Origin of the sequence: Nonomuraea aridisoli, assembly GCF_003236395.1 — a bacterium.
GTDB classification, from domain to species: domain Bacteria; phylum Actinomycetota; class Actinomycetes; order Streptosporangiales; family Streptosporangiaceae; genus Nonomuraea; species Nonomuraea aridisoli.
Window position 1 is genome coordinate 1 of record NZ_POUD01000237.1, and the last position, 14,534, is coordinate 14,534.

Genomic DNA, 14,534 nt, shown 5'->3' on the forward strand with positions numbered 1-14,534 from the left:
GTGGCGGGGAGGGAGGTGGCGCGGACGCGGCGGTCGAGCCAGACCTTCTCGGCGTCGGCGAGCAGCGACTGCGCGGTCCGCTTCGCGGCGGCCGCCTTCTTCTTGGGGACGTGGCCGGCGACCGAGCCGATGCTCGGCAGCGCCCGTACGCCGGCGAGGGCGGCCACGCGCGCCTGCCCGGCCGGCCGTACGATCACGGGGATCTCCTGCGTGCGCGCGTCGTCGTAGCCGTCGGCGATCAGCGCGGTGACGTCGAAGAGCGCCGGGTCGAGGACGGTGCCGACCTGCGCCGCGACCCGGGCGGGGATCACCCGTACGTGCCCGTCGGGCCCGCAGCTGCGCCGGATCACCCCGTTCGGCTCGGCCGGCTCCACCGAGACCGCGGGACACCGGCCCCCCGTCGGCCTGACGGTCACCACGTCGCCCGTGAGCAGGGTGACGGTGTACGTCTCCCCCGTGCCGGACGGCGCCGCGTCAGCCGTGGCCGGGGTGTCCGGCACGGCGGTCAGCACCGTGGTCGTGACGGCGAGGAAGGTTAACCCCCACCGCGTTCGCTTGAGCATCTCGCTCCTAACATCGCTGGTCAGCCGCGGGTACGGCCGGGAGCAAGATATTTCGGATGTCCGGTCGCCTGGTGTCGCTCATGTCTCAAAACAGGACATAGTTGATCACCGTCGCGTCGCTTCCCCGTTCCTGGCATGTCACAGAAGGTCCAGCTGTCTCGTCGCAAGGGCGACAGACCCTTTCGGACAGGAGCTTGGGCATGAACGAGCACACCCCACAGGTGGCGTTGATCACGGGAGCCAACAAGGGCATCGGCCGCGCGACCGCCGAGCGGCTCGCCGAGCTGGGCATGACGGTGCTGATCGGCGCCAGGAACCCGCGGCTCGGAGAGGGGGCCGCCGCGGCGGTGCGGGCGGACGGCGGCGACGCGCACGCCGTCACTCTCGACGTCACCGCCCCGGACACCGTCCAGCAGGCCGCGAGGCTGGTCGAGGAGCGCTTCGGCCGGCTCGACGTGCTGGTCAACAACGCCGGTATCACCGGTTCCGGGAGGGTCTCCCCCGAAGCGGCCGTCGACCAGATCCCGAGCTCCGTCGACCTGGACATGGTCCGGGCGGTGTTCGAGACCAACGTCTTCGGGGTGATCGCGGTGACCAACGCCATGCTGCCCCTGCTGCGGCGCTCGCCGGCGCCGCGCATCGTGAACGTCAGCAGCTCCGCCGGCTCGCTGACCATCGCCGCCGACCCGGGCGGCCCGCTGGCGGATCTGGTGGCGTCGGCCGCGTACTCGCCGTCCAAGACCGCCCTGAACGCGCTGACCGTGCAGTACGCCAACGAGTTGCGCAAGGACGGCTTCCTGGTCAACGCCGCCGACCCCGGCTTCGTCGACACGGAGATCAACGACCACACCGGCTACCTCACCCCCGCGCAGGGCGCCGCGGCCGTGGTGCGCCTGGCCACGCTCGACGCCGGCGGGCCGACCGCCGGGTTCTTCAACACGGACGGCCCGGTGCCCTGGTAACGGGAGGTCACGAGCCGGGCGGGACGACCAGGCCGGACTCGTAGGCGAAGACCACGAGCTGGGCGCGGTCGCGGGCGTGCAGCTTGGCCATGGCGCGGTTGACGTGGGTCTTGGCGGTCAGCGGGCTGATCACCATGTGGTCCGCGATCTGGTCGTTGGACAGGCCCCGCGCGACCAGCGCGACGGCCTCGCGTTCGCGGTTGGTGAGCTCGTCCAGCCCGGCGCCGGTGGCGACCGGCTGGGTGACGTACCTGTCGATGAGCTTGCGGGTGATCGACGGGGCGAGCAGCGCGTCGCCACGCGCGGCGACGCGCACGGCGTGCAGGAGGTCTTCGGGCACGATGTCCTTGACCAGGAATCCGGCCGCGCCGGCGCGCAGCGCGTCGAAGACGTACTCGTCGAAGCCGTAGTTGGTCAGGATGACGACGTGCACGCCGGCCAGGGCGGGGTCGGCGGCGATGCGCCGGGTCGCCTCGATGCCGTCGACGACCGGCATCTGGACGTCGACGAGGGCGACGTCGGGCAGGTGCCGCCTGACCGGGGCCAGGCCCTCCAGGCCGTCGCCGGCCTCGGCCACCACCTCGATGTCGTCCTCGAGGTCGAGCAGCGCGCGGAATCCGCTGCGCAGCAGCGGCTGGTCGTCGACCAGCACGACGCGGATCACGGCGTCCGCTCCACGGGAAGCTCGGCCTGGACGGTGAAGCCCCCCTCACCGCGCGGCCCCGCGCGCAGGCGGCCGCCCAGGGCGGTGACGCGTTCGCGCATCCCGGTCAGCCCGACGCCGGGCACGGGGACGGTGTCCGGGGTGGCCTTGCCGTCGTCGTCGACGCGGATCGCGACGGCGTCCGGCCGGCAGTCGATCCGGACCGACGCGGTCGCGGCGGCGGCGTGCCGGGCGATGTTGGTGAGCGACTCCTGGACGATGCGGTAGACGGTCCGGCTCACCGCGGCCGGCACGTCGGGTCGCCGCCCTTCGATGCTCAGCGTCGTGTCCAGGCCGATGGCGCGGGCCCGTTCCACCAGCTCCTGGACGTCGTCGAGCCCGCGCGGCGGGGTCGTGTCGTCGTCGCGCAGCGCCTGCAGGGTCGCGCGCAGCTCCCGGGCCGCCTCACGTCCGGCCTCCTGGATCGCGAGCAGCGCGTCCGGCACCTGTTCGCCGCGCCTGCGGGCCACGTGGACGGCGACTTCGGCCTGCACCTTGATGATCGAGATCTGGTGGGTGAGCGAATCGTGCAGCTCCCGCGCGATGTGCAGCCGCTCCTCGTCGGCGCGGCGCCGCGCGGTCTCCTCCCTGGTGCGCTCGGCCTCCTCCGCCCGCCGCTCCGCCTGCCGCAGCGCCTCGCCGGCGGCACCGGCCGCGATCAGCCAGGCCAGCTCGAGCGCGCCCCGGGCCTGCGCGAACGCCTCCCCCGTGTCCTGCAGGCCCGAGACCAGGGCCGCCAGGGGCAGAACGGCCAGCATGACCACGCTCGCCCCCACCGTGATGGCGCGGTGTCCCGCCCGCACGGCCGTGTACACCGCGACCAGGTACGCGACGGCGGGCACGTCGAACCCGGCCGCCTGGTGACCCAGCGCGCACAGCCCGGTGACGGCCAGCACGGCCACCGGAGCGCGGCGGCGCGCGACCAGCGCCAGGCCGCCGGCCACCAGCAGCGCGTAGCCGAGCAGGTCGAGGTCCGTGGCGGGGCGCGGGCCGGACAGCCCGGTGACCAGCAGCGTCGCCGCCACGCCGACGGCGATCAACCAGTCCGTGACGCCGGACCACCGTGTGCTCATGCGCGCACCTTAGCCGGATGTCCGCGCGGGCGACTCCTGCCGGCGGAGTATCGGCCGGCTACCGCACGCGCGGTATTCTCCCGGCTCCTGCGGCGGCCGCGGCAGCCGGCTGCCGCATCGGCGGCAGCACGAAGCGCCCGCCCGCGGCGGACGACGGGCAGTGGGTCCGGCGGACATGCTCGGACCACGTCCAGTCGCAGGAGAAGGAGCACCTCATGTCCGTCCGATCCGCCCTGATCTCGGTCCTGCTGGACCCCGCCGGTGCGTACGCCATGAGCGCCGGCCGTCTCTGGTCCCTCGTCGCCGCGCTGCTGGGGCTGGCCGGCGCGGTCGTCGGCGGGCTCGCTCTGGCCCGCGCCGGTGGTCGCTCCGTGAGAAGGAGCGCCGTCGTGGCGCTGGTGACGGGGTCGGCCGGCGCGGTCATCGGCGGGCTGGTCGTGGCCGCCGCCGAGGGCGGCCCGGGCACCGGCTACGGGATCGTCGGCGGCTACGTGGCCCTGGTGGTGGGGCTCATCGCCACGGCCCTCGGCGGGCTGGCCCTGGCCCGCTCCCGCCGCACCGCGGCCACCAGCGGGACCGGTAGAGGTGGAGCAGGACGAGCGTGATCGAATCGCCCTATGACGATCGAGTACGTCCCCGTCGCTCCGCTACGAGGACGACCTGCTCGCGCTCCTCGACCACTTCGGCATCGAGCGCGCCGCACTGGTCGGGCTGAGCATGGGCGGCGAGGTCGCGCTCGACTTCACCTTGGAGCACCCGGAACGGGTGCGATCGCTGGTCCTCGTCGCGGCGTCGGCGAGCGGCCACGACTGGCCGCGCTCTCCCGAGACGCCTACATGGCAGCGGACCGCGGGAACGATGCCGCCCGCCTGGCCGAGACGGAGCTCGCCGTGTGGGCCTCGCTGGGCGACCGGGCGCCGGGATACGCGGCGATCGCGGGCATGGTCACCGAGAACGCCAAGGTGCGGGCGTCCGCCGAGAAGGGCCACGTCCGCTTCTCGGCGGTGGGCGCCGTCGAGCTCCTCGATCGGGTCACGGTGCCCACCACCGTCGTCGTCGGCGATCACGATCATCCGGAGATCGGCGTGATCGCGCGCCGGCTCGCCGCGGGCATTCCCGGTGCGCACCTGGAGATCGTGGCTGCGACTGACCACTATCTGCCGCTGCGTGCGCCGGAACGGCTCATGGAGATCATCCTCCGCCGCTGTAGGCGCTGAGAACATCCAGGCGCTGTCGGACCCGGAAAAGGCTTAATGAACCTGACACTCCATCGATTTCACCCTGGAGAGTTTTTCCAGAGTGAAATCGTCGTCCGTTCTCAGGCGCGGCCGGGGAAACTCACCGGGCTGCGGTTGCCCGACTTGTCGACCGCCCGTACGCCGAAGAAATGGTTGTCCTTGAAGAGGTTCTTCAGGGTGACCGTGGTGACGTCGCCGACCTCGATGGTCTTCGTCCATTCCGGTTCCGTCGTCGCCCGCATCACGACCTCGTAGCCGGCCAGATCGGGCTCGGTGTTGGCGATCCAGGTGAGTGTGGTGTCGGTGTCGAAGCCGCCCGAGTCCAGCACGGCGCCGGCGGGAGCGGCGGGAGCGAGCGCCAGCGAGGCGAGCGAGATGGCGTTCACGCGGGCGACCCGGGCGATGTAGTCGAAGTCGCAGTATTCCGGCAGGTCGCCGAACTGCACGCCGTCCTCGACGCGGACGTCCTGGTGCTGGTGGCGCCAGTCCTCGTTGGTCTCGGTGAACCGCGCCGCCGCATACCCCCGCTCCAGGAACGGCATGTGGTCGCCGCCCCGCCCGAACCGGTCACGGCGGTAGATCATCTTCACCTGCATGCGGGTCGCGTCGTTCTCGGCGACCTCCTTGACGAACCGCGCGAGCTGGCGGGCGGCCGACTCGGTCTCGCCGCCGCCGAACCGCCGCCAGTCGGCCTCGGCCGCCGACGGCGTCTCCGCCAGCCCTTCGGCGAAGATCCGCACCGTGTACGGGTCGCGGATGCCGTTCTGGCCGATGGAGCTGCCGATGATGTCGTTGGTGAACATGCCGGCGATGTTCAGGTTCTGCTGTCTGGCCTGTTCGGCGAAGTAGGTGGAGCCCCACAGGCCCTGTTCCTCGCCCGCGACGGCCATGAAGACGATGGTGGCGTCGAACGTCCGAGTCGCCATCACCCTGGCCATCTCCAGCACGGCGGCCACGCCCGAGGCGTCGTCGTTGGCGCCCGGCGCGTCGCTGAGGAAGTCGGTGACCCTCGTCGGCATCGAGTCGTAGTGGCCGCTCACCACGTAGGTGCGGCCGGCCGACTCCGTCTGGGCGCCGCGCAACGTCGCCACGACGTTGGTGACCGGCGTCGGCTGCGGGTACCGAGGCGGCTGGGCCGGCTGGACGAACGTCTGCAGTTCCACGGTCATGCGTCCGCCGGACGGCGCCGCGGCCTTCTTGAACTCCTCGAACAGCCAGTCTCGGGCGGCGCCGATGCCGCGGGTGGAGTCGTCCTGCGCGGACAGGGTGTTGCGGGTGCCGAACGAGACGAGCTTCAGGATCGTCCGCCTGATGTTGGCGGCGCTGATCTCGCGCAGCATGCGGCGTAAGTCGGCGGTGGGCTCCCGGCCGTCGCGGCCGCTCGACGCCGACGCCGCGGGGGCCGTTCCGATGACGAACGGGGTGGTGCCGAGGGCCGCCGCTCCCGCGAGCGCACGCCGCCGGGTGAGTCCCTGATCCTGGGCAGACTGATGGTCCATGGGGCTCCTTTTACGAGGGTGCCGAAATGCCGGCTCCCCGAAAATATGCGCCCGAACAGGGGCCGTCCAGATTGCTTGACAAATTTCAGTAAATAGTACGGCAGCCGCCATTCGTCAGCTGAGCTGGGTGTATGTGCCGGCGGACTATCTCGGGTGAGCGGAAGCTGGTATGCAGGACCGATGGTGTTACCGAGATCGAGGGGTCTCGTCGCCGGACTGCTCGGCCTGTCGGTCGCCGTCGGCCTGGTCCTCTTCGTGCTGCAGGTCATCTCGTTCCCGTGGGACACCCGGGTCACCGTCGACTCCGTCATCCGCAGCGAGGGGTGGTTCTTCCTCCTGGTGTCCGGCCCGGCGGTGGCCATGACGCTGCTCGTTCGGCGGGGTTCGTCTCGGGGACGGATCCTGGCGATCGCCATGGCTCCGCCGTACCTGTTGGGGCTCTGGCAGATCGTGGATCCGCACGGACACGGCTGGAGCGGCCACGAAGCCGAGTGGATGGGCATCGTCCGGCCCGTGCTGGCCCTGGTCGCCCTCTGCCTGTACGTCGCGGGGCTGTGCATCCTCCCGGAGGACGGACGCGACGGCCATGCCATCTGGGCGGGGCCGCTGCTGGTCGGGCTGGGGTGGCTGGGCATCGAGCACGGGATGCTGATCGCTGTGGGGAGGGACGAATCGGATCCGTTGTGGGCAGGCGCCCAGACAACGGCGGCCAACATGGCGGCCGTCGCGGACGCGCTGCTCGCGTATTCCGTCGCCCTTGCGATGATCACGTTCGGTCTGGCGCTGGTGCGCGGTCAACCTGCCCCGACCATCGCGCTGGCCCTGCCGTACCTCCTGGTGCTTGTCTTCACCTCGGTGAACACGCCTTTCGACCTGGGGCGATACGGCGCCACCCTGGTCGGGCCGGAAGAGCCGCCCTGGTACGCCCCCGTTTACTGGGCCTCGTGCGCGACGATGTCCATCGCGCTCTTGATACCTCGGCCGAAGCGGTCTGTCGTTCACCTGGAGGAGAAGAGGTGATGCGGCATGACCGTGTGGATGCCATCCACCGCCGTACTCGCCCGGCCACCGCATATATCCGGGTCGAAAAGGCATTTCAAAGGGTGCAGGCGGTGCGGACCTCCGCGACGAGGGCGGTGGTGGCGTCGATGGTGCGGCCGATCTCCCGAGGGACGGCGCCGATCGCCGCGAGCAGCGCCTGCGCCCGCTCGGCGAACCGGTCCGGGGCCGACGGCAGCCGGCCGGCCGACGCGATCATGCCCTTCTCGTTGATCAGCCAGACGCCGTCGGCCGCGTGCAGGGCGTGGCAGGCCACGCCGAGCGCGCGGAACAACGTCGCCGCCGCGTACGCCGGGTCACGGCCGGCGGCCGCGTACCGCGCGGTGGCCAGGGAGAACTCGCACTCCCACAGGCCCTCGACCAGGGCGTCCCGCAGCGCGGGCGGATAGTGCGCGGCCTGCTCGCGCAGGGCGGTCAGCTCGCCGGACGGATCGGCGAGCACCCGGCACAGCGCCACCTCCCCGGCGTAGGCGTGGGAGTAGAACCCGAGCGGGTGACCGACCTGGAAGCCGATCTCGTAACGGCCCTGCCGGCAGTCGTGCCAGACGCGGCGCACCCGGTCGAGGTCGCGCAGGATCCAGTCGACGTGCCACCCGCCCACGGTGAGCCAGCCGCCGCCGTTCACCCACGGGCCCCAGCCGCCCGGCTCGGTCACGTCGGTGTCCTCACCGGTCAGCTCCCTGGCCAGCGCCCGCAGTTCCTCGACGGCGAGCCGGCCCCGGTAGTAGAGGCCGAGGTCGATGTCGGAGTCGGGCCGATGGGTTCCCCGGGCCCGGCTCCCGCCGAGCGCCACGGCCACCACGCCGGGCACCGCGGCCAGCCGGGCGGCGATCGCGTCGAGATCGGGTTCTGGCACGGCCCCGAGCCTAGACCGGTTCGCGGAGGCGAGGCTGGGATCATGGGGGTATGACGACGGCTTCGACGTATGCCGAGTTCGCCGTGCGGGAGGCGCACGGGGTGTCGCCCACGTACGAGCGGCTGGCGTTCGCGGTGTCGCGCGACGACGCGCTGCTGGCCAGGCTCGACGCGCTGCCGCCAGCCAAGCGGCAGCCGAATCTGCTGTTCGGCGTCGTACGGCTGCTCGGCGGGCCGGTCGAGGACCCGGCGGCGTTCCGCGACTACGCGCTGGCGCACTGGGCGCGGGTGGAGGCCGAGATCCGCGCCCGCGTCACCCAGACGAACGAGGCCGGGCGCTGCGCCGTCCTGCTGCCGGTGCTCGCCGCGCTGCCGCAGCCGCTGGCGCTGCTGGAGGTGGGCGCGTCGGCGGGCCTGTGCCTCTACCCCGACCGGTACGCCTACCGCTACGGCGACCGGCTGGTCGGCGCCGGCGAACCCGTCCTCGACTGCGCGCTCACCGGCCTGACCCCGCCCGGCCACCTGCCGCGCGTGGTGTGGCGGGCCGGCCTCGACCTGAACCCGCTCGACGTGACCGACCCGGCCGACCTCGCCTGGCTCGACGCCCTCATCTGGCCCGAACACGCCCACCGTCGCGCCCGGCTGCGCGCGGCGGCGGCCGTCGCCGCCGCGGACCCGCCGCTGCTCGTGCGCGGCGACCTGGTCGACGACCTGCCGGACCTCGCCGCGCGAGCCCCGGCGGAGGCGACGCTGGTGGTGTTCCACAGCTCGGTGCTGTACCACGTGCCGCCGCCCCGGCGGGCCGCGTTCACCGAGCTCGTACGCGGCCTGCCCGGCCACTGGATCGCCAACGAGGCCCCGGCCGTGCTGCCCCACGCCGGGATGCCGGAGCCGCGCGGCGAAGCGCTCTACCACCTCCTCGCCCTCGACGGCCGGCCGCTGGCCTGGACCCGGCAGCACGGTCAGGAGCTCATCTGGTTCGGGCCCCTTCTAGGATGAGCCGATGACCGACGTCGAGAGCCTGCTGCGCGAGCTGACCCCGCAGGTGCTGGGCACGCTCGTGCGCCGCTACGAGCAGTTCGACGCCTGCGAGGACGCCGTCCAGGAGGCGATGCTCGACGCCGCCGTCCAGTGGCCCCGCGACGGCCTGCCGGACAACCCGCGGGCCTGGCTCATCACGGTCGCCTCCCGCCGGGTCGTCGACCACGTGCGCAGCGAGCACGCGCGCCGGCGCCGTGAGGAGAGCGTCGCGGTGAGCGTGCCGGCCGACGCGTTCGTGGCGCCCGCGCCCGGCGACGAGCGCCACGGCGACCGGGACGACACGCTGACGTTGCTGTTCCTGTGCTGCCATCCGGCGCTGTCGCCGCCCTCGCAGCTCGCACTCACGCTGCGGGCCGTGGGCGGGCTGACCACGGCGCAGATCGCCGGGGCGTTCCTGGTGCCGGAGGCGACGATGGCGCAGCGCATCAGCCGGGCCAAGCAGCGCATCAAGGCGGCCGGGGCGACGTTCGGGATGCCGCCGGAGGGTGAGCGGGGCGGGCGGCTGCGGGTGGTGCTGCACGTCCTGTATCTGATCTTCAACGAGGGCTACACAGCCACCTCCGGGCCCGACCTGCACCGGCCGGAGCTGACCCGGGAGGCGATCCGGCTGGCGAGGGCCGTGCGCCGGCTGCTGCCGGACGACGGCGAGGTCGCCGGGCTGCTGGCACTCATGCTGCTCACCGAGGCGCGCCGGCCCGCCCGCACCGGCCCCGGCGGGCGGCTGATCCCGCTGGCGGAGCAGGATCGCGGGCTGTGGGACCGCGCGCTCGTCGAGGAGGGCGTCGCGCTGGTCACCGGGGCGCTGTCGAGTTCGCCGGTGGGCCCGTACCAGTTGCAGGCGGCCATCGCGGCGGTGCACGACGAGGCGCCCACGGCGAAGGAGACCGACTGGCCGCAGATCCTGGCGCTGTACGACATGCTGGCGGCGATCGAGGACAACCCGGTGGTCCGGCTCAACCAGGCGGTGGCGGTGGCCATGGTGCACGGTCCGCGGGCGGGGCTCGAGCGGCTCGACGACCTGGCCGCCGACGAGCGCATGGCGCGCCATCACCGGCTGGCCTCCGTACGCGCTCATCTGCTGGACATGGCGGGTGACGAGGCGGCGGCGGTGGCCGCCTACCGCGAGGCGGCGCGGCTGACGACGAGCCTGCCGGAGCGGCGTTACCTGGAGGAGCGGGCGTCCCGGCAGTCTTGACAACTTTTTTGTTCGGTGCGATGGTGCTGGCATGCACGAAGTCGCGGTGATCGAGGACCCGGCGGCGGCCGAGGCGTCGCTCGACCCCATGCGGTCGAAACTGCTGGCCGAGCTGGTGGAGCCGGGCTCGGCGACGTCCCTGGCGGCCAAGGTCGGACTGGCCAGGCAGAAGGTCAACTACCATCTGCGCACGTTGGAGAGGCACGGCCTGGTCGAGCTGGTCGAGGAGCGCAAGAAGGGCAACGTCACCGAGCGGGTGATGCAGGCCACGGCCGCGTCCTTCGTGATCTCCCCGGTCGCGCTCGCGTCCGTGCAGCCCGACCCGGGGCGCTCGCCCGACCGGCTGTCGGCGCGCTGGCTGCTGGCGCTGGCCGCCCAGCTCGTGCGCGACGTCGGCACCCTCATCACCGGGGCGGCCAAGGCGCAGAAGCGGGTGGCGACGTTCGCCCTCGACGGCGAGGTGCGCTTCGCCTCGGCGGCGGACCGGGCGGCGTTCGCGGAGGAGCTCACGCAGTGCGTGACCGCCCTGGTCAGCAAATATCATGACGAATCCGCTGAAGGCGGGCGAGACCATCGTCTGGTCGTCGCCGTCCACCCGGCCGTGAAGGAGCGCTGACGTGGGGCAGGAGTTCGAGCTTCCCCTGGAGGCCGAGGTCGGCGCGACGCCCGAAGAGGTGTGGCAGGCCATCGCGACGGGGCCGGGCATCGACTCGTGGTTCATGGGCCGCAGCGAGGTCGCCGAAGGGGTCGTGCGCACCGCGTTCGGACCGGTCGAGATGCCCCCGTCCACGGTGACCGAGTCCGAGCCGCTCAAGCGCTTCTCCCACACCAGCGAGCGCGGCGACGACGGGCGTTTCGTGGCGTACGAGTTCATGATCGAGGGCCGCGACCGCGGCAGCACGCTCGTGCGCATGGTGACCAGCGGGTTCCTGCCGGGCGACGACTGGCAGGACGAGTTCGAGGCCATGTCCAGGGGCCTGGAGATGTTGTTCGCGACGCTGGTCGAATACCTGACGCACTTCGCGGGCCGCACGGCGACGCCGGTCACCGAGTTCGGCCCGCCGGTGGACGACTGGCCGCGCGCCTGGGAGCGGCTGCACGCCGCGCTGGGCGGGCCGCCCTCCCCCGGCGACCGCGTGCGCTTCGGCCCCGGCCGCGTCGAGGGCGTCGTCTACTACCGCAACTCCCAGAACGTCGGCATCCGCTCCGGCGACGCGCTCTACCGCTTCCTCCAGGGCTTCGGCGGCACCATGATCGCCGCCCACGTGCTCTTCGGCGACGCGGCCGGCGAGGGGCCGCGGTGGAAGGCGTGGCTGGACGACCTGTACGCGCCGTGATCGACGCCGGGTGGCTGACCCTGCGGCTTTTCACCCCGGACGACATCCCTTGGGTCTACGAGGTCTCGTGTGACCCGGTGGTGCGGCACTTCGTCGGTGTGCCGTCGCCCTACCTGCCGGAACACGCCGCCTTCTTCGTCGAGACCCTCGCCATCGGCGGCTGGCGCGACGGGCGGCGGCTGGAGTTCCTGGCCGCGGACGCGGGCACGGGTGAGCGGCTCGGGCGGGTCGGCCTGGGGCTGCGGGAGGACGGCACGGCGGAGATCGGCTACTGGGTGGACCCGCGGGCCCGTGGGCGTGAGGTGGCGACGCAGGCGGTGGTCGCGGCGTGCCGGTGGGCCTTCGCCGCCCGCCCGCTGGAGCTGATCGAGTGGCGGGCCGAGGTCGGGAACACGGCCTCACGGCGGGTCGCGGAGAAGGCCGGGTTCACGATCGAAGGGACGCTGCGCAGCCGGCTGGTCCACCGTGGCGTCCGGGTGAACGCCTGGGTCGGGTCGCTGCTCAGAGACGAGGTGGGAGCACCGGCGTCCGGTGGGCAGGGGTGACGGGGTGCAGGTGGTCGCGCCGTCCGACGGCGAGCAGAGGCGACGGCGTGGGAGTGATCGTGCTGTTCGACGGTGGGCGGGGGTGATGGTGTGAGAGTGGTGGCGCTGTCCGATACGCACGCGCCGCGGCGGTGGCGTTCGTGCCCGCCGCGGGTGGCGGAGCACCTGCGCGACGCGGACGTGATTCTGCACGCTGGTGACGTCTGCGTGCCGTCCGTGCTGGCGGAGCTGGCCGCGTACGCGCCCGTGCACGTCGTCAAGGGCAACAACGACGGCCCCGACGTCGAGGCGCCGGAGACGCTGGAGCTGACCCTCGGCGGCCTGCGGGTCGGCATGATCCACGACAGCGGCCCGGCGAAGGGCCGGCCGGCCCGCCTGCGGCGCCGCTTCCCGCACGCGGACCTGGTGGTCTTCGGTCACTCGCACATCCCGCTCGACGAGTCGGGCGAGGGCCTGCGCATCTTCAACCCCGGCTCCCCCACCGACCGCCGCCGCCAGCCGCACGGCACGATCGGCCTGCTCACCATCGAGGAGGGCGTCCTCGTGCGAGCGGAGATCGTCCCGGTCACGTGACGCCTCACTCTGGTCCGGTCACGTGACGTCTCATTCGGAGACGACGTCGTCGCGTGACTTCTCCAGGTTGGTCGTGAGCTCCTCCATGACCTGGGCGTAGCCGAGGTAGCTGTAGCGCTCGGCGGCGTGCCAGGGGTAGAGCTGGCCGGCCTTGACGGCGGGCAGCTGGGCCCAGGTCGGCTTCTCCGCCATCTCCTCGATCTTCATCGACTGCGCGCGGGCGTCCACGAGGATCACGTCGGCCTGGTACTTGTCGGCGTTCTCCCAGCTCAGCACCTCCCAGAAGCCGCCCTCGCTCTCCGTGGGCTGCTCCGGGTAGACGATGTTCAGGCCGAGCTCGCCCCAGTACTTGATGTCGGGGTGGTCGGGCAGGTACGCGACGTACAACGATTCGGGCGTGCCGGTGACGATCATCACCGAGAGGTCCGGGCGCTCGGCGGCGAGGGTCTTGAGGGCCGCGCTCGCGGCCTCGAAGCGCTTCTTCGCCTCCACCACGGGGGCGGCCTGGGGGTCGGCGCCGAGCGCGGCGGCCAGCTCGCCGTACTTCTCGATGATGTCGACCAGGGGCCTGCCGCTGAGCTGCACGCCGGCCGTCGGGGCGATCTGGTCGATGGCCTCGGCTGACTCCGGCGGGACGTACCAGAGGGTGTCCTTCTGGTACATGCCGGCCACGAGCAGGTCGGGCTGGAGCGAGGCGTACTTCTCGACGTTGAACTCGCCCCAGACGTTGCCGATCGACTCGACCTTCGTGATGTCGACCTCTCCCACCTCTGGGTCGCGCCCGCCGTCCTTCAGGCGGTGCGGGCCGAAGACGGCGACGGGACGCACGCCGAAGTCCCAGAGGGCGGCCGCGGCGCTGGACTGGGCGACCACGCGCTGCGGACGCTGCGACACGGAGATCTGCTTGCCCCGGTCGTCGGTCCAGGTCCAGGGCCCTTGTGCGGAGGAGGAGGCGGTGGCGGCGGCCGTTCCCGAGGGCGGCGCGTCCGTGGTGCCGCAGGCGCCCGCGCCCAACAGGACGACGGCGCCGAGTACGGCGAGGGTACGTCGCGGGATATGGGCCATGGTTGCTCCTCTTTGCGCAGGCTTTATCCCGGCATATTAGATTAGCCTTACCTAACCCGGAAATCCCTTGTTCAGGCCGGGACGACGTGGCCGACGCGGAAGAAGCCGTCGGGGTCGTAGGCTCGCTTGACCTCGCGCAGCCTGCGCAGGTCCGCCGCCGTGTAGGCCGCCGCCGTCCGGGAGGGGTCGGCCAGGAAGTTGAGGAACGTCCCGCCGTTCGCGTACGGCCGCAGCTCCTCGGCCAGCCCCGGCATCGGGGTGTCCACGATGACCGACAGCCGGGTGGAGCGGTGGCTGACCGGTCCGGCGTCCGGTCCGGGGCGGCCCATGGCGCCGCCCCAGTGCCGGATCTCCACCGTCTGCGCCCGCTCGGCGGCGCGCAGCAGGATGCCGATCAACTCCTCGGGGACGGTGTCGAACATGTCCATGTGCCGGTTGGGGGTGCCGCCCATGGCCGTGGCGGCGTACGCGGTGGTGCGGGTCTCGTCGAGCAACGCCGGCCCGGCGGCCCGCCACAGCGGCGCGAGCAGCCTGCGCGCCTCAGCGGCCTCGCCCGCGTGCACGACCTTGAGCATCAGCACGTGGCGGTCGCGGACCTGCTCGGGCGCGTCGGCGGGCATGCGCCTGAGCACGAGGGCGGTGCTGAGGTCGTCTGGGGCGTCGTCGATCCACGTCCGGTACGCCGCCAGGGTCTCCGCCGCCCGCTCGACGGGGAAGTACGCGAACCCGGAGTACACCTGCGGCACCGGGTACAGCCGGAACTCCAGCGCGGTCACCACCCCGAACCCGCCCCCGCCGCCGCGCAGCGCCCAGAACAGCTCGGGGT

General features: G+C 72.4%; 15 protein-coding genes and 2 pseudogenes. 10 read left to right on the forward strand and 7 right to left on the reverse strand.

Features of this window, described 5'->3' with window-relative positions; genetic code table 11:
* Window positions 1-563, reverse strand: a pseudogene (locus C1J01_RS37065) (hypothetical protein); the annotation flags it as partial.
* 200 nt (window positions 564-763) lie between these two features.
* Between C1J01_RS37065 and C1J01_RS37070 the strand changes: the two are divergent.
* A complete protein-coding gene (locus C1J01_RS37070; RefSeq protein WP_111183632.1) occupies window positions 764-1,525 on the forward strand; it encodes an SDR family oxidoreductase in 762 nt (253 codons plus the stop codon).
* A gap of 7 nt (window positions 1,526-1,532) precedes the next feature.
* Here the strand turns inward: C1J01_RS37070 and C1J01_RS37075 are convergent, their stop codons facing one another.
* Complete coding sequence (locus C1J01_RS37075; protein ID WP_111183633.1) at window positions 1,533-2,189, reverse strand: response regulator; 657 nt, start codon at window positions 2,187-2,189, stop codon at window positions 1,533-1,535.
* A complete protein-coding gene (locus C1J01_RS37080) occupies window positions 2,186-3,301 on the reverse strand; it encodes a sensor histidine kinase (protein WP_111183634.1) in 1,116 nt (371 codons plus the stop codon). Before C1J01_RS37080 ends, C1J01_RS37075 begins: the two co-directional genes overlap by 4 nt.
* 215 nt (window positions 3,302-3,516) lie before the next feature.
* Between C1J01_RS37080 and C1J01_RS37085 the strand changes: the two genes are divergently transcribed.
* Entirely contained in the window at window positions 3,517-3,906 is a 390-nt protein-coding gene (locus C1J01_RS37085; RefSeq protein ID WP_111183635.1) for a DUF6223 family protein, read from the forward strand.
* 52 nt (window positions 3,907-3,958) lie between these two features.
* Window positions 3,959-4,390 (forward strand): annotated as a pseudogene (locus C1J01_RS37090) (alpha/beta hydrolase); the annotation flags it as partial.
* A gap of 229 nt (window positions 4,391-4,619) precedes the next feature.
* On the opposite strand, the gene C1J01_RS37095 reads toward C1J01_RS37090, so the two are convergent.
* Window positions 4,620-6,038 carry a M20/M25/M40 family metallo-hydrolase gene (locus C1J01_RS37095; RefSeq protein WP_111183637.1) on the reverse strand — a complete coding sequence of 473 codons (1,419 nt, stop codon included), beginning with the start codon at window positions 6,036-6,038 and terminating at the stop codon, window positions 4,620-4,622.
* A 255-nt stretch (window positions 6,039-6,293) separates the two neighbouring features.
* Between C1J01_RS37095 and C1J01_RS37100 the strand changes: the two genes are divergently transcribed.
* Window positions 6,294-7,058, forward strand: a complete 765-nt coding sequence (locus C1J01_RS37100) for a hypothetical protein (RefSeq protein ID WP_146615861.1) — start codon at window positions 6,294-6,296, stop codon at window positions 7,056-7,058.
* Window positions 7,059-7,134: 76 nt separating this feature from the next.
* Here C1J01_RS37100 and C1J01_RS37105 read toward each other — a convergent pair whose 3' ends face one another.
* Window positions 7,135-7,953 (reverse strand): nucleotidyltransferase domain-containing protein, encoded by an 819-nt coding sequence (locus C1J01_RS37105; RefSeq protein ID WP_220040273.1) that lies wholly within the window; start codon window positions 7,951-7,953, stop codon window positions 7,135-7,137.
* Window positions 7,954-8,003: 50 nt separating this feature from the next.
* Between C1J01_RS37105 and C1J01_RS37110 the strand changes: the two genes are divergently transcribed.
* The 6 genes from C1J01_RS37110 to C1J01_RS37135 all read left to right on the forward strand — a co-directional run bounded on the left by C1J01_RS37110 (window position 8,004) and on the right by C1J01_RS37135 (window position 12,643).
* A complete protein-coding gene (locus tag C1J01_RS37110; protein WP_111183639.1) occupies window positions 8,004-8,951 on the forward strand; it encodes a DUF2332 domain-containing protein in 948 nt (315 codons plus the stop codon).
* A 4-nt stretch (window positions 8,952-8,955) separates the two neighbouring features.
* A complete protein-coding gene (locus C1J01_RS37115; protein ID WP_111183640.1) occupies window positions 8,956-10,188 on the forward strand; it encodes an RNA polymerase sigma factor in 1,233 nt (410 codons plus the stop codon).
* 31 nt (window positions 10,189-10,219) lie between these two features.
* The gene (locus C1J01_RS37120) at window positions 10,220-10,804 is read left to right on the forward strand and encodes an ArsR/SmtB family transcription factor (protein ID WP_111183641.1); all 585 of its coding nucleotides are present in this window, start codon (window positions 10,220-10,222) and stop codon (window positions 10,802-10,804) included.
* A 1-nt stretch (window position 10,805) separates the two neighbouring features.
* Window positions 10,806-11,525 carry an SRPBCC family protein gene (locus C1J01_RS37125; protein ID WP_111183642.1) on the forward strand — a complete coding sequence of 240 codons (720 nt, stop codon included), beginning with the start codon at window positions 10,806-10,808 and terminating at the stop codon, window positions 11,523-11,525.
* On the forward strand, window positions 11,498-12,070 hold the full coding sequence (locus C1J01_RS37130; protein ID WP_181449179.1) for a GNAT family N-acetyltransferase: 573 nt from the start codon (window positions 11,498-11,500) through the stop codon (window positions 12,068-12,070). Before C1J01_RS37125 ends, C1J01_RS37130 begins: the two co-directional genes overlap by 28 nt.
* Window positions 12,071-12,160: 90 nt before the next feature.
* Entirely contained in the window at window positions 12,161-12,643 is a 483-nt protein-coding gene (locus C1J01_RS37135; protein WP_111183644.1) for a metallophosphoesterase family protein, read from the forward strand.
* A gap of 30 nt (window positions 12,644-12,673) precedes the next feature.
* Here C1J01_RS37135 and C1J01_RS37140 read toward each other — a convergent pair whose 3' ends face one another.
* Together C1J01_RS37140 and C1J01_RS37145 are read right to left on the reverse strand one after the other, a co-directional pair.
* Window positions 12,674-13,708, reverse strand: coding sequence for an ABC transporter substrate-binding protein (locus C1J01_RS37140; RefSeq protein WP_111183645.1), 1,035 nt, complete (start codon window positions 13,706-13,708; stop codon window positions 12,674-12,676).
* 71 nt (window positions 13,709-13,779) lie between these two features.
* Window positions 13,780-14,534: FAD-binding oxidoreductase (locus tag C1J01_RS37145; protein ID WP_181449180.1), on the reverse strand; the 755-nt coding region annotated here is incomplete at its 5' end.